Annotated in this window: 11 protein-coding genes; 6 read left to right on the forward strand and 5 right to left on the reverse strand. The window is 64.2% G+C overall.

The features are described 5' to 3' along the window. Positions 1–137 precede the first annotated feature (137 nt). Genes AC56LH_RS07930 through AC56LH_RS07940 form a run of 3 tightly spaced genes read right to left on the reverse strand, consistent with a single transcriptional unit; the run spans position 138 to position 2,821 of the window. Positions 138–1,487: a DUF1906 domain-containing protein gene (locus AC56LH_RS07930; RefSeq protein WP_499645437.1), complete on the reverse strand. Its 1,350-nt coding sequence runs from the start codon at positions 1,485–1,487 to the stop codon at positions 138–140. Then, positions 1,484–2,149: a RhiA family protein gene (locus tag AC56LH_RS07935; protein ID WP_499645438.1), complete on the reverse strand. Its 666-nt coding sequence runs from the start codon at positions 2,147–2,149 to the stop codon at positions 1,484–1,486. Before AC56LH_RS07935 ends, AC56LH_RS07930 begins: the two co-directional genes overlap by 4 nt. A 57-nt stretch (positions 2,150–2,206) precedes the next feature. Next, positions 2,207–2,821: a RhiA family protein gene (locus AC56LH_RS07940; RefSeq protein WP_499645439.1), complete on the reverse strand. Its 615-nt coding sequence runs from the start codon at positions 2,819–2,821 to the stop codon at positions 2,207–2,209. Positions 2,822–3,154: 333 nt separating this feature from the next. Between AC56LH_RS07940 and AC56LH_RS07945 the strand changes: the two genes are divergently transcribed. From AC56LH_RS07945 to AC56LH_RS07970, 6 genes are all read left to right on the forward strand, one after another. Then, positions 3,155–5,977, forward strand: a complete 2,823-nt coding sequence (locus AC56LH_RS07945; RefSeq protein WP_499645440.1) for a hypothetical protein — start codon at positions 3,155–3,157, stop codon at positions 5,975–5,977. A 29-nt stretch (positions 5,978–6,006) separates the two neighbouring features. Then, positions 6,007–6,639: a tail fiber protein gene (locus AC56LH_RS07950; RefSeq protein WP_499645441.1), complete on the forward strand. Its 633-nt coding sequence runs from the start codon at positions 6,007–6,009 to the stop codon at positions 6,637–6,639. 58 nt (positions 6,640–6,697) lie between these two features. Continuing rightward, on the forward strand, positions 6,698–7,222 hold the full coding sequence (locus AC56LH_RS07955) for a hypothetical protein (protein WP_499645442.1): 525 nt from the start codon (positions 6,698–6,700) through the stop codon (positions 7,220–7,222). Positions 7,223–7,233: 11 nt separating this feature from the next. Continuing rightward, entirely contained in the window at positions 7,234–8,631 is a 1,398-nt protein-coding gene (locus tag AC56LH_RS07960) for a sigma 54-interacting transcriptional regulator (RefSeq protein WP_499645443.1), read from the forward strand. Positions 8,632–8,706: 75 nt separating this feature from the next. Further along, positions 8,707–10,821: a protein kinase domain-containing protein gene (locus tag AC56LH_RS07965; RefSeq protein ID WP_499648430.1), complete on the forward strand. Its 2,115-nt coding sequence runs from the start codon at positions 8,707–8,709 to the stop codon at positions 10,819–10,821. Between the two features lie 41 nt (positions 10,822–10,862). Next, positions 10,863–11,252 carry a hypothetical protein gene (locus tag AC56LH_RS07970; protein ID WP_499645444.1) on the forward strand — a complete coding sequence of 130 codons (390 nt, stop codon included), beginning with the start codon at positions 10,863–10,865 and terminating at the stop codon, positions 11,250–11,252. 651 nt (positions 11,253–11,903) lie between these two features. Here AC56LH_RS07970 and AC56LH_RS07975 read toward each other — a convergent pair. After that, positions 11,904–12,686: a hypothetical protein gene (locus AC56LH_RS07975; protein WP_499645445.1), complete on the reverse strand. Its 783-nt coding sequence runs from the start codon at positions 12,684–12,686 to the stop codon at positions 11,904–11,906. Between the two features lie 379 nt (positions 12,687–13,065). Continuing rightward, on the reverse strand, positions 13,066–14,715 hold the full coding sequence (locus AC56LH_RS07980; protein ID WP_499645446.1) for a ShlB/FhaC/HecB family hemolysin secretion/activation protein: 1,650 nt from the start codon (positions 14,713–14,715) through the stop codon (positions 13,066–13,068). Positions 14,716–14,725 lie beyond the last annotated feature (10 nt).

Here is a 14,725-nt window from a genome sequence, read left to right on the forward strand (position 1 = left end):
GTGAACTCCTTAAGTTGGAATGTAGAACCAGACACGCTGTTGAGCGTTCATGCATCCTCGGCGCAGGTGCGTTCCCCGTCCATTACACGGCATTACACGCGCCGCCTGTGACGCGGCTACGGACGCCGTCCCCGGCGTCACGGCGTCTGTTTCCACCACACCGGCATGCCGCCCAGAGCGTCGGCGCCGGCCCAGTCAACGTCGACTTCTCCTGCCTGGCGCATCTGAACCATCTGATAGCCACGCGAGGGAATCTCGGGCACGTCGCTCATCGATTTCCAGTAATGCTCGAACGGCAGCGCTTCCAGCTGCTGCGCGTGCAGTCCGCAATTGGCGCCGACGTAGAGGCCGGGCGCGTAGCCTGCATGCGCGACGGCGTCGTACCAGCTTTGGCAATAAGCGACGATATCGGCACTGTGGGCTTGCCGATCGACGTCTTCCAGGTCGAGCCACACATTGATTCCGGGCGGCACGTGTGCGGCGTGTGCGTGGCGGCCCGCATTTTCGCCTTGCTCGCTGCCCAGCGCGGCCGTCGGCAGCCACTGCGCGGCAACATGCTGCACGGGCATCAGGCCCAGGCCGGCGGCGCCAATGAGCCGGGCTTCGGCAGCGTCGAGGTCGCCCCTGTGCGGCAGGGCCCCGCGTGCGATGTAGCGCAGGCAAAATACATAGCCTGCCGCCGCGTAGTGCGCGGCGCTGGCGGCGGTGAGCGGAGTGTCGGTGTCGAAGCCCAGCGCGAGGCGCGTATGGAGCTGAACGGGTTGGGACTCAGTCGATATAGGGATGCTGCTCACTGGCATCATGGGAGGCATGGCGGCCAGCGGTACTTGTGAAGCGTGACCGTTCACATGGATGCTGTGTCCGGCGTCAAGGGCCATACCCTGCACTGGTTGCCATTGATCCTGGTCGTTCAGCGTGAAACTGCAGGCATGCACATTGGCAGCAAATTGCAGCTGCATGCACGGTCCGGTCGTGGCAGGGGTCAGGATCTGCCCGGGCACGATGTCGTGGCCGGCGCCGATCCAGAAGCACGGTGCGAAGTCATAGCGCTGGGCCAGCAGCGCCATGGTCATCAAGGCTCTCGCACCATCCATTTTTATGCCAATTCCGTACACATTATTGGGGACGTTGGCGGCCACCGTGAGGCAGGTGGGGCCTGGCGCCAGGTCGGCCGCACAAGGTTCGAGATTCGGCGCATTGTCATCCAGGTTGAACAGCACCCCATGCTCGGCGTCGCGATCGACGGGGTACTGGCCGCCCGCCGTGAAGGGCATCGGCGCATCGTGTTCAGCATGGGTGCACCAGATGAGCGCCATATCGTCATCCCACATCAGGGTAGCGTGCTCACCGTCGGCGACCGTGCTCGGGCTGGCGATCCAGGCCAGCGAAGCGATGCGTCCGTCGTCGTGGAGCGGCCTTTGAAAGACGAAGAATGTCCACGGCCGGCCGGACGCGTTTTGCAGTCGCACGGACCAGGTATGATTCATGCGCCGTTGCTCTCGATCCAGCCGCCGCTCGCAGGTGGTCCGGGCAGCAAGGTCCAGACGTTCTGCGCATCGAGCAAGGCTGTCATGGTCGTCACGCGATCCGGAAAGCAAAAGCGCAGGGGCGCGTTCAGCAATTCCGTGTCCAGCGGGTCGCCAGCGCGCAGGCCATGGGCGCCGAAGCTGATCCAGTAGGTGAGCTCGCGCTCGGATACGGGCGTGAAGACGGTACTCAGGTTGGGACCGGCCGGCAAGGCCAGCGCGCCGCCGCCATTCATGCCAATTCCGACACGAACCGTGCCGACGGTGGGGATACTGGCGTCGCTTTGAACGGTCAGCCGGCCGCGCGTGGCCTGATCGGGCAGGGCCGTGAATGCGCATCCATAGGCATTGCGTGACAGTAGCAGTGCGCTGCCCTGTGACATCGACGCTTTGATGAACTGGCGTGCCTGGGCGTCGGTCGCGTCAGACCAGAGCAGTTCCCAGTCGGGTTCCCAATCGAACCCGACCTGAACCTGCGGATTGGCCGGCGCGACGCGCCAGGCCAGCTGGCGCAACCCACCCTGGTTGCAGGCAGCGTTGTCCAGGTCGTGATAAACACACACCTGGCCCGCGCGCAGCGAATGGTTGACGAACCACACCGTGTAGCGCGAAGTGCTGCGCATAGTCGTTTTCCTCCGGTGAGCAACAACATCATGGGGCGGCGCATTGCCGCCCCATACTCAGACCTGCACCCAGATGTTGTCCTGGCCCAGGCTGTACGTCACGTCGTAGGTGTTGACCGGGAACTCGATCATCTTGTTCTGATTGATCGTCGTGATGTCGAGGATGGTGCCGACCTGTACATCGGTGCCGGCGGCGATCCAGTAGGTCGGGGTCGGCGTGAAGGTGTGGATCAGGTTCGGGCCTGCCGGGGTGACGAAGGTGCCGGCGCCGCTCATGCTGATGCCGACCATGAACGTGCTGTTCGGCACATTCGAGGCGTCGGTGATCACCAGGGAACCCGACGGGTTGCCAGTCGCCGGATGGCTGAAGTCCGGCGTGTTGTTGATATTCGAAAATTTGATCGTGTTGTCGTCCGTGAGGCCAGCCGGCGCGCAATCAGAAGCCTTGAATGTGATGCCAGGACGCACCTCGCCGGTGGCGCCCCACACGAAGCCGTAATCGATATGCCAGTCGAAGGAAATCTGGGTGCCCGGTGCCATCGTGAACGGGCTGGCAAACCAGGCCAGCGAGAATACGTTGCTGCTTTGCTGGTTGGGGGCCTGCTGATACACATAGAAGGTCCATGGCATCGCCGATTGGTTTTTCAGGGTCAGGTTGTAGGGGGTCGACATGATAATCGTTCTCCGATCAGGGGGTGAGGTACGGCCGCAGCCGGGTTGGCATCCGTTTTCACTGGAAGCGTGCAGCCAGTATTGCGGCGGTGTGCGCAGCCGGCCATTACATGGCATTACACGGTATTACAGCGGACCTCGCCCAGTGCCCGGCGGCCGCTGACCGCTGGCCGCTGGTGTGCGTTGACATGTCAACAGCGCGCTGTTGACACATCGGGCGCACTGCTTTACACCGCGGGCCGGGGCGTTGCAGGGCTGCGCTGCCCATGCAGGGGGTGGCATGATTTCTGCTGATAGTTCTGCCGTCACAAGCACATACACAGGCAGACAACGATGGCACAGGCAGCAACACAGGAGTGGACAACGCCGGACGGCGCCCTTGGTTTCAGTGCCAATTGCGGGGACTTCAAGGCGGATGTGCGCGTCTTTTGCACGCGTGCGCCGGCACAGTACGATACGGTGAAGGTCGCGCGCGACAAGACGGCCGAATTCACCATTCGTTTCCCGGGGGGCTATTACGCATATGGCACACTGGTGCTGAAGCGGGACGGCGCCGGTGGTATAGTGCTGGTGGCCGCCGTCAGCTATGGGGCAGCCGGCGTTAGTCCCCCCCTGCACGCACAGGGCGTGGTGGCGTGTTTTCCCGATCCGTACGTCCCCCCGTGTCCGCCCCTGCCGATCAACCCTGTCGACCCGTTCGATCCTGTCGCCCCTGTCGCCCCTGTCGATCCTGTGGATCCGCCTGACCCTTGGCCGCAGCCGATGAACGACGGCGACGGCGTCTTGTTCCCCTATATGTACATTCGCACATGGCCACTGGCCAGTGCAACTGATGTGGCGCGGCGCTTCGTCAGCTATGTGCCGCTGCAGCCTGCTGCGCGACAGGACAGCCTGTTTGCCCAGCTTGCCAGCGCCACCAGCCGGCGTGCCAGAGAAGCGCTCGCGCTCGACTTCATCGAAGGATCGGCGCCGTTCCAGGGCCAGTTCGTGAGCGAGACGGATGTGCACGCCGGCACGTTTGCCTTGCTGATGCGGCTGTCGGACTGGTTGCGTCAGTACGACGGTGCGCCCGCTCAGGCGGCGGCAGCGCTGACCGCACAGACCGCGCCCGGCCTGGTTGGGAGCGACACTTACGCGGGCGACCTTGAACGCATCTGGGAAAGCTATGTTGCGCTGGTGATTGCGCCGTGGAGCGAACCGGCGTTGCTACCGCAGATGAGCATGCTGCTGGTGGCGGCGCATGCGTTGCGCTACGTGCTGACGCCGCCCACTGGCGCGCCACCCCTCGATGCGCGCGGCTTGCGCGAGCTCGCAGGGGCTTCGGTGATCTTGCCCGGCGCCGTGTTCCCGCTACCGCCGGCAGGCCTGCCCGCCACACCGACGCTGTCATCGTCATCGTCATCGTCATCATCACCGGCGCTGGCAGAGCAGGGCTGGATCGAACCGTATGCGATCGGCGACCTGCAACTGGTGCGCCAGCGTTTGCTGCGCCACGTCCCGGGCGATATTGCAGCGATCGATAACATTGCGCGCGGTGAGCGCAGGGAAGTGAGCCGGCGCCGCTCGCGCCGGCAGCACGAGATGGCTGCCAGCGCCACGGCCGACGCCGATGACCTCGCGACACGGGCGGGCGCCACCCGGGCCGATCTGCTGGCTGAAACGGTCAAGACCATCGCCACCAAAACGTCGACCAAGAACTATACCAACCTTGCCACCACCTACGGCCCGCCGACAGTGGCAACCATCAACGGCGGGCCGGTCACGACCACCGTCCAGCAGGGACCGAACGCGGACGACGTGACACGATTCGCCCGAGACGTGCTGAACCAGACTGTGCACCGGATCCGCCGCGGCATCGACAGCGTGCGCAGCAGCAGCCTGACGCAGGAGGCGAGCGAGACCAATAGCAGCACGCTCGACAACAGCCAGGGCATGGCCGATCGCACCATCATTTACCGCTGGGTCAACAAGGTATATGAGGCACGCGTCGTGAATTACGGCCAGCGTCTGATGCTCGAGTTCGTGCTGCCCGCGCCATCGTCCGCGTACCGGCGCGAGGTGGCCCTGGGCGAGCGCGCAGGGCCATGCGCGCCGCCGCCGGCGGCGGAGGGCATGGGCGATTTCGCCGATATCGCAACCGATAACTATGCGCGCCTTGCAGCCAGGTATGGAGCACGCGACATCGTTCCGCCACCAGTTGCAATGCGCTATGTGTCGGCAGTGCTGGCCATCGGCGAGTCGAGCCTGTTGGCGGTGCCGCCTGGCTACTACGCCGGCTTCGCCGTGGTCAATGCCATTTGCGGGGCTGGCACGACCGCGCCGTCCGTGCTGGTTGGCACCAAAACCTTCAGCCCGCCCTACGCTGCGCTGGCGATGGCGAGCGGCTGCGGCAACACCGTGCCGATCGCAGTCGGTGCGGACGTGGCCAATGCCTCGCCGCCTGATGCGACTGGCCAGGCCGGCCAATCGGCCATGGTGACCATCACGGTGACCTGCATGCCGACCGAAGCGACCATGGACGCGTGGCGCATCCAGACATACAACGCCGTCATGGCTGGCTATGACGCCCAGTGCGCCGCGCGCTCGGCGTCCGGTTTTCCCGAATACCGCGGGCAGGGCGGGCAGGCGCACCTTGACGTGCACCAGGTCGCTGCGCACGAACTGCGGCGCGGCTGCCTGAATCTGATCCAGCAATATTGCGCAACACTGACCGGCGCCCCTGATCCAGCGTGGCAACACGCAGGCGGGCAGCGTTCCGGTTCGCGCCGGCTGCTGCCGCTCGAAGAGATGTTCGAGTGGAGCGAGATGAGTTTTCGCTTCTATCGCAAGAACGGCGCCGATGCTCAGCCGGTAGCGATCGATGACGGGGGCGAGGGCGCCATGCCGCTTGCCGCCTTTCTCGACGCCAGCCTGGCGCGGGTACTGGTGCCGGCGCGCCCGGCATACGTGTACGGCGTGCTCTACATGTTGTCATCGGGCATGCTATGGGAGGCGGGTCAGGACACGACACCGGTCGCCAGCGCCGATGTCGCCATCGTCAATGAACTCAAGACGATGGCTTGTGCGAGGCAGCCCGGTTGCCAACCGGTCGGGCCAGCGTGGGAGGTGGTGGTGCCGACCGCCATGCAGGTCATCGATGGCGTCGCGCTGCCGTGAGGGCGCCAGCATCGTTCGGCCTCGCGCCCATGGCCATGATCCCGATGGGCGTGTTGCCGGTTGGCGCGGTAACGGCCTTCGCCGGCGCGCTGGGTGCGCCGGTCCCTGCCACCGCGCATCCGCCCGACAGCGCGCCGCCGTCCGGACCGCACGTGACTGCGCCGGTCGAGGCCTGGTGCTGGATGCTGTGCGACGGGCGCGCGTTGGATGTGGGCCAGTATCCGGAATTGTTCGCCGCGCTCGGTTATCTGTATGGCGGCGCGGTGGACACGTTCAACATCCCGGACTACCGCGGCGCTTTTCTGCGCGGCACCGACTACGGCGCCGGCCGGGATCCCGATGTCACGCAGCGCACGGCGGCAGCCGGGGGCGCCGCATACGACCAGGGCGTCGGTTCGCGCCAGCAATCGGCCTTGCTGACCCACGATCACAACTACCAGTCAGCGCCAGCCATGTCCGGACCGACGGGCGAGGGCGCGGCGGCCAGCAGTCCGGCCCAGCCCGCGCAAAGCTCGGCGCCGGCGGACAGCACCGGGACGCTGTTGACGCCAGCGACCGGCGTGAGCCCCTACGAGACGCGCCCCGCGAATATTGCCATCCATTACCTGATCAAATTCAGTTATGGTCCGTGGTGCGGCCCGGGTGCAGGTGTCTGGCCATGATGGCCCGGCACGACAGTGGGTGCTTGAACGACACTTTTCCCCGAATCGAGAGCACGCCATGATGGACTATGATCGTAACCCCACCAGCCAACTGGGTACCGCCGGTACGGTCGCAGCGGAGCGCGAACCATTGCTGCGGCTTGGTTTCACGGTCAGCCTGAACGAGGAGCACGTGTCCGTTCACGTGGCCTCGCGCCTGGCCGTCGTGACGTTGGGCGAGCGCGCGCATCACTACAGCCTGCTGGAACTGGCGCGGCTGCGCCTGCGCGATGCCGAGCGCGGCCTTGACCATTCCAGCCAGGGCTGGATCGAGACTGGCATGCTGGCGCACAGCCTGGGACTGGATGTCACGCATCTGAATATCCATATTTTCCGGATCCGCAGTCAATTGCGACAGGCGGCGGCGCGGTTGGGCATGACGGTGGAACTGGTCGAGCGACGGCGTTGCGAGTTGCGTTTTGGCGACTACAGCTTCACGATCCTGCGCGGTTCCCGGCTTGAAAGTACCTTCCCCGACAGCACGTGGGACCCGCACCGGATGGCGTCGCCGGGGATATCCAACCAGCCTGGATGGAGTGTGTAAAATGCGCGGCAATGGTCCATCACCACCATCCGGCCACCGCCATGCTCGACACCGACAACACGCTCAGTTCGCCGATCACGGCGGTTCGCAGGGAAGCACCGGCTTTGCTGTGCCTGAGCATCCTCAGTCACCCTGATCCGGCAATGATCGGCGCCCAGTTCCTGGCCGGGTCGGGTGCGGCGTCAATCGAGCTGGCCCGCTACCAACCGTTGTTTCGGCATCCGGGCAAGGATGGGCTGCCACTCGGCCATCGCGCCATCTCGCGCGCGCCGCTGCAATTGCACCCGACTGGCGCCGGCGGCTTTGCGATCGGGTTGCCCGACAGCCGCATGAAGGTCGAGCTCAATGGTGTCGCTGTACTCGACGGCGCCGAGCTTGGCCGCGATGAGATGGCAGCGGGCGCCATTCTCGGCCTGGGTGGCGTCGTGGTGCTGTGCCTGCACTGGATGCGCTGCCTGCCCAGGTCCAATCCGGTCGATGGTCTGATCGGGATCAGTGAAGCGGCAATCCGTACGCGCGACCAGATCCTGCAGGTGTCGCCCACCGGTTTGACCGTACTGCTGCTGGGCGAAACCGGTAGCGGCAAGGACGTGGCAGCGCGCGCAATTCACGCACGCAGCCCGCAGGCGGGCAAGCCCATGGTGACCGTCAACCTTGCAGCCTTGAGCGAGAGCCTGGCCACGGCCGAATTGTTCGGCGCGGCCAGGGGCGCCTATACCGGCGCGCACGCGGCGCGGCCGGGCCTGTTCGCGCAGGCGCAAAACTCGACCCTGTTTCTCGACGAGATCGGCAGCGCGCCGGCCAGTGTCCAGCCGATGCTGCTACGCGTGCTCGAGACCGGTGAGTACCGTCCCCTTGGCGCGAGCGTCGACCAGCATGCCAATGCACGCGTGATCGCCGCCACCGATCAGGATCTGTACGGCGGCGTCTTCAGCCAGGCGTTGTTGCGCCGGCTCGAGAGCCATGTCATTCATATTGCGCCGCTGCGCCAGCGGCGCGAGGACCTGGGCGTGCTGATACAGCATCTGCTGGCGTACCTTGGTGACCGGATCGCATTGCCCGCCGCGCTGATCGGCCAGCTCGCCTGCTATGACTGGCCGGGTAATGTACGGCAGCTCAAGCATCTGCTGACACGTTGTGTGCTGTCGCTCGAGGCGGGCGAGACGATCGACTTCGATGCACTGGTGGGGCGGCGCGATACGACCATGCCCACCGTGGCCGGGCCGGTGCGGGAACGGCGGGCGCGTCTCGGCGATCTCACTGACGCGACCGTTCAAGCTGCGCTGCAAGCCCACAAAGGAAATATTCAGGCCACCGCGCGTGCACTGGGGATCTCGCGACCCTCCATGTATAAGCTCATCAAGGCGCACGGTGCGGGCAGGCCGACAGACGACGACGCGCTGACGTAACGGCGTCCTTTAATTGCCGGAAAAGAATTAAATCTGGGTTACTATTGGTTTCGTTGATCGCAACCATTATTGAATATGCCCACACATGCCTATGCCTTGGGCAGTTACGTGTTCAAGCACTACCAGGTCAGGTCGCTCCTCGGCGAGGGCGGCTGCGGACAGGTATTCAAGGCATGGGATAGCAATCTGTGTCGTGAAGTGGCCCTCAAACGTCTGAACGATGAGGGCGGGGCGGCGGACCTGATCCGCGAAGCCCGCCTGGGCGCGTCGTTGCGCCACCCGGCTTTCGTCAAGGTGTTTGCGGTCGAGGACGATGGCGACAGCCAGTCGATCGTGATGGAACTGATACACGGCCGCACCCTTCGGCAGTTGCTGAGTGCCGGGCCGCTGGACGCCCCGCGTGCTCTGGCCATCGTGGCACAGATTGCCCACGCCATGGAAGAGGCACACGCCCAACACCTCGTGCATGGCGACCTGAAGCCGTCGAACGTCATGCTCGACAGCGCTGGACTCGTCCGTATTCTCGACTTCGGCCTGGCGATGCAGGTCGACAGCGAAGCCACCTGTACCAGTCCGACGGGGGAGCCTCAAGGCACGCTCGCGTACATGGCGCCGGAGCGCCTGTCCGGCGCGGCGCAGACGGCGAGCGCCGATATCTATGCGCTCGGCACACTGCTCTACGAACTGTTGACCGGGGTGCGGCCTTTTGCCGGTTTGCACGGCCTGGCATTGGCGGCGGCGCTCTGTCAGTCGTCCTCCGCCGACTGGGACTATCCACCCGCTCTGAGGCGCGAACACATCGTGCTGATCCGGGCCATGACGGCGCGTTGCCCCGAGCAGCGTCTCGCCAGTATGCGCATGCTGCAAGAGCGCGTTGGTCCGCAGACCGCCGACGCGTTTCGCCCGCGGGTGCTGCGGCGTCTGGGGGCATGGTGCCTGGCCGCATTGCTGACCACTGGCGCGACCGTCTCCTGGAATGACGCAGCGCCGTCGGCGCGTTCGGCGCCTCCGTATTCGGTGGCGGTGCACATGGCGGATGGCCTGGCCGCACTTGCCTTGCCCGACGTGCCAGGCAAGCTGGATGAGGCAAGCGCACAGTTTGCCGCAGTGCTCGACCGGGAACCGCGACATGCTGCGGCGGTCGCCGGGATGTCGATCGTGTACAGCCGCCGCCAACAGAGCGATGCCCAGGACGAAGTCTGGCTCATGAAGGCCAGTGCCGCCGCCCAGCAGGCAACGCGCCTGAATCCGCAGCTGGCATTGGCGCATGCGGCCGACGCGATCGCCCTGGAGCGCAGCGGCAAAAGCGTACTGGCACTGGCAGCGGCCAATCTTTCGCTGCGCCTCGAGCCGACCAATCTGTTCGCCATGTTGAGTAAAGCCGCGACGCTGGCGCGCCAGGGCCGGGTCGACGCCGCCTTGACCATGGCGCAGGCGGGCCTGCGGGCCCATCCCCGCGAGCGTTCTTTCGCCGACCTGATCGGCAAAATCCATTACGACCTGGGCGATTACGCGGCGGCCGAGCGGGCATTTCGGAACAGCATCCGGATCCAGCCCGACGTGGTCGATGCGTATGCCAACCTGAATGCGGTGTTGCAGCGCCAGGGACGGGGCGACGAGGCCCTCGCAGTGCTGCAGCAGGGCTTGCAAGTCCGGCCGAATGCCTGGTTGTACGGCAATCTCGGCAACGCGCTGTTTTCGCGTGGCGACTATATCGGCGCAGTCGCCGCGTTCGAAAACGCCGTTTGCCCCGTCAAGGGCAACCCGGGCGATTACCTGGGCTGGGCCAACCTGGCCGACACCCTGCTGTGGATTCCCGGCCGGCGGGAGGAGGCGGCCCAGGCCTACCGCAAAGCCATGGCCCTGCTGGCCGCCCCCTTGGCACGCGCGCCGGGCGATGTCACGCTGGTGTCGCGCATGGCCTTGTATCGAGCCCGCAGCGGCGACAGCGCGGGCGCGTTGCCCGCGATTGAACATGCGTTGCGGCTCGCTCCGGACAGTCTGGACGTGCAGTTCCGTGCCGGACTGGCCTACGAATTGATCGGCCAGCGCGACCGGGCCATCACGGCAATCCTGCGCGCGCTGGGCCTCGGCTATCCCCGCCACGCGATCGAGATCGAACCCGATTTGCTGGCACTGCGCCGCGATGCGCGCTTCCCACAACTTTCAGCCCGCCTGGCGGGCTCTTGATGCAGTACTCATGACGCACTACCACTATCACAGGAGCAACGATGACGACCTATACCTTTATCTTTCAATGCAACGATGACAAGAGCGCCACAGTCAGTTATCAACCCACGCCGCCGGCCGGACTCAATCCAGGTTCCGTGCAGTTCGCTGAAGCGGACACCGTGCTGCCGGTCCTGCTGGCGCCAAACGGTTCGCCGGACGCCATGACATCCGTTGACATGCGTTTCACGAACCAGGAGGGGCCGGTGTCGCCGTTCGGCGACGGTACCCAGCGTGATTTCACGTGGCGTCCGGGTGATCCGGTGACCGAGACCGTCGACGAACAAGGCGCATGGACCTGGACGGCGACCGTCACGGCCGCATCCGGCGCTACGTACTTTTTGCCCGATCCCGAGTTGCAGGTCGGTCTGCGTCCGCGTCCGAACGTGTAGGCGCTGGCAAATTCGCGCTAATTAGGTCGAGCAGATCAGGTCGAGCAGATCAGGTCGAGCGGGGCGGCGCGCATTGTTCCGTTCATCCTTGAATCCCGACGAGCGTGCGCGGGAGCGCCTCAGCCTGATGGTCAGGAAATTGGCCATACCCGTGCACGCTTCAATCATTCACATTGCATGGCAGACCGGGCAACGTTGGATTCATACAGAATCCGGGCGATGTTCGGATGTCATTCAAGTGGCTTCAAGCACGTGCCGACGTTTCGGCGCGTTACAAGGCACCATTGGCCCGACGCGCATCGGTTGTTGGAGATTAGCTGATCCATGTTGTTCAGCCAGCTACCGGCGTGGATTGCGGATCACGCCCAGGTTCGCAACAGATGCAGCGACTTCGTGGCGTATCTCAACGCACGGACCCGGCGTAGGTGGATCGACGACAACGACCAGTCGACATCATTGGGAACGCGCAGAAGACTTTTCCAATAGTCTGGTTGCCGAACAATGACCGTGTAAGAACTGATCAGTGTCTGATATTCCCGAATCTGACGCGCCAACCCGAACACCGCATAATCTATATTATGTTAAATACGGTATATGCATCAATTCGGCCTGATCGATGCAACCAAAGGAATGCCACCCTCTCGACGTCACCTACGTCGCACTCCAGAGCACCGCAGACGCATCGTCCGCTGACTTCACGGCGTGTGTCGCAGTACCTGTGCAATTCAACTCATGGTTCCGTAACTTGTCGAGTTGCGCCTCGAGGCCAAACTCGATGCATGCCTTCACCAGCCCCGGGTCGTTGTACAAGCCATAAAGATCGACCAGTCGATAGAAGCCATCCGTCATCACCAACACCCTGGCATCATTTGCGAGACTGATGCTGCGCAGCCGGGCCTGGAACGGTCCATTCGGTTCGAGACACAGCACACCAGGCGCGGGTGACGTGTTTTGCGATTCGCGGCGAGCGCGCAGCATTGGCAGCATGCGTTCGCGTCGACGTAGTGGATCATCGATACCTTCCGCCTTCAACGTGGCGATGCAATCCTGCAAAATGGCTTCCTGCGGGTTGACGAAAGGATCCGGATCGATACAGGTACCTGTGGCCGTGTACAGCAAAGTTTTGCAGTCACCGAGGCTGTACAGCGTCGCGTGCGCGGTGCCGTCCTGGTGTGACATCCTCAGCCAGGTCATGGCTGCAATCGGCCAGGCATGCAACGGTACGTCCTGACCGGCTGTCAGATGCTTGAACCGGGTTCTGACATCAGCGATCGCGATCCAGACGCATTCCTGCTGGTCGCGCCCTGGTTGCAGCGCTTTCTGCAATGCCGCAGCAAAAGCATGGACAAACCAGGCGACATCGCCCTGACGTTCATCGATGTAGTCGCGGTAGGCCACGGATGAGCCACCGTCGATGACGACAATGTCGGTCACGCCCGCAGAAGTGAACACCGCAACGTGGTCATCATTCCGCAGAGAATCCGGGCGGGCACCAGCGCATATATGCTCAATTCTCATCATGAAGTGTATATTTGATCATTGCCTGAACTCTACCCCTGCCGAATCCGGGGGACAAGCAGTTAAAGATCGCCAAATATCTCACTCGACAATATATTCCCTAATGTCGAGTTAAAGTGCAAAGTCGGCCTCGCAGCCATCAAGTCGCTGAACCAATCCGAATCCATGAACGTGCATGTATTTGCAGCAGCTGAGAATTGGGCATTGGTATTCCGGGACCGCGACATGTCCCTGCTCCAGCGATCAAGAATGCATGAAGCCCGATCGCTGGAGCGGCTGTTGTTTCAGCGTGTGCTCAGAAAGCGTAGCTCAAGCGCCCCGTCACCTGCCACGACGACTGGCCAGGCAGAATTTCCTTGAGCGCGCGCCCTGCCGTGATGTTGCCCTGCCAGGCCTGCTGCAGCTGGAAGTCGATGGCGGCGCCGACCGATGTGACCGACTGATGCACCAAGCCCATGGTGCGCACTTCGCCGTAGTCGGAGAATACCGAGGCATCGACGCTGTCGCTCAGCGCCCGGTGGAACTCGAGATTGACCAGGTAGCCGCGATCGCCCGACAGTGCCCCTACTTCGTAGCCACGAACCGAGCCGATGCCGCCAACCTGGAACAGCAGCGATGGCGCCAGAACGGCCACGTTCGTATCCTGGATCACGCCACGCAGCACGAGATAGTTGTTGCCGCCCATCGATTCGACCCAGCTGCCCCGGAACTGGCGCAGATTGAAGCTGCGTTCCGGCGTGGCCAGCGCCTGCTCGCGCGCATGGGTGGCGGTGACGGACAAGCTGACGTTGCGGCCATCCCAGGCGCCGGTCGCGGTGGCGCCCAGCGTCTGGTTGTCGATCTCCGTGTGACTGAGCGCGAGGTCGCCGATCTGGTTGTCACTGCGTGTTTTACCGAGCGTTCCGGCCAGGTCGATCCACCAGGCGCCGCTGCGCCACAGTGACTGGGCCATACCGAGCTGGAGCGACTTCGACTTGCCGTTGATGTCCAGTGCCCGGTACGGCCCCGCCACCACGTCGGTAATGCCCTGGCTGTACGAAGCGGTCAAGCGCCCACCCATGCGGTTGACCGGCACGGCGTACGACAACGCACCGGATGTCGCGCCGCGCGTGCGGGCCACGTACAGTGACAATTTGTCGCCGATGCCGAACGGGCCATTCAGCGCGGCGTCGATGCCGACCTGCGCTGTGCCGACGCTGCGTGGTCCCTCGTTGTTGACGAAGGCGCGCGCCTGATAGCGCGCCGGCTCTTTCAACTTGAGCAGCAGATCGGTCGCTCCCACGCTACTGCCGGGCCGCAGGCTGGCTTCGACCTGCAGCTCACCGCCGCGGTTAAAGCGCAGGATACGGTCTTCCAGCACGCGCGTATCAAGGGTGCGGCCCTGAAAGTCCTGGAACACGCCCGTGACGGCATCCTGGCGCGTGTACCCTGCTCCCTGCAGCGCAATCTGCTCGAGGCGTGCTTCCACCAGCCGGACGCGGACCACGCCATTCTCGATCTTCTGGGCGCCGATCACGGCGCGCGCGGTGACGATCCCCTGTTTGCGGTAGAGCGCGTTGACGTCCTCGACCATCCTGGCGAGCCCGGCGAAATCGACTTCGCGTCCGACATAGCTCGCCGCGATGCCCTGCAAATCTTGCTGCGTGAGGAACGTGCTCGGCTCGAACACGACCTCGTTCAGCACGAAGCGCACGCCACTTGAAGGCACGGGCGCCGCCGCTTGCGGGCCCGCCAGATCGATGTCAGCGGGACGCTCCGTGCGCAGTTTCTGTTCCTCGAGATAGCGGCGGCGCTCTTCTGCCTGCCGCTGCAGCGCGCCCGGGTCGACCTGGGCCGGCGCCAGCTGGGCAAAAGCCGGCGTCGCACTCCAGGTGAGCAGCGCCGCATACACTAACAGGCGCAGCGGCGATGGCAGTCGGGATGAGCGGGACAGCGGTGTGTTCATGTGTGGTGTC

This window comes from Telluria sp. LT1R51-2 (genome assembly GCF_059685775.1).